The sequence below is a fragment of the Bacillus sp. SIMBA_008 genome, assembly GCF_046535495.1.
Lineage (GTDB): Bacteria > Bacillota > Bacilli > Bacillales > Bacillaceae > Bacillus > Bacillus subtilis.
In genome coordinates, this window is the sequence record NZ_JAWRWL010000113.1 from 1 (window position 1) to 363 (window position 363).

Sequence of the window (363 nt, forward strand, 5' to 3'; positions counted from 1 at the left end):
GATCGAGTCGAGAAGGCGCATGACGTGCCAGTTGACGGTGCCGCCGAACTCGATGGGCGTGATGCCCGCCGCGACGAGCTTGTCGGCCGCGGCCACGAGTTCGTCGTAGGTGGTCGGCAGGTCCGTGATTCCGGCCTCCTCGAAGAGGGTCTTGTTGTAGTACAGCGCCTCGGTCGCCTGGATGAAGGGCACGCCGTGGTAGCCGCCGTACTGGGTGATGCTCGCCATCGCGGTGGGCGTGAAGCGATCCTCCCAGCCGTACTCGTCGTAGTACTCCGTGAGGTCGAGGCTGACGTCCGCGGCGACGAGCTCTCCGCCGAGGCCCGCGCCCTGCCAGTAGCGGTAGATGTCGGGACCCGCGTC

At 67.2% G+C, this 363-nt stretch carries 1 protein-coding gene; it reads right to left on the bottom strand.

The features are described 5' to 3' along the window. Positions 1-363 (bottom strand): extracellular solute-binding protein (locus SB658_RS22390; protein WP_410602411.1); only part of this gene is annotated, 363 nt, incomplete at both ends.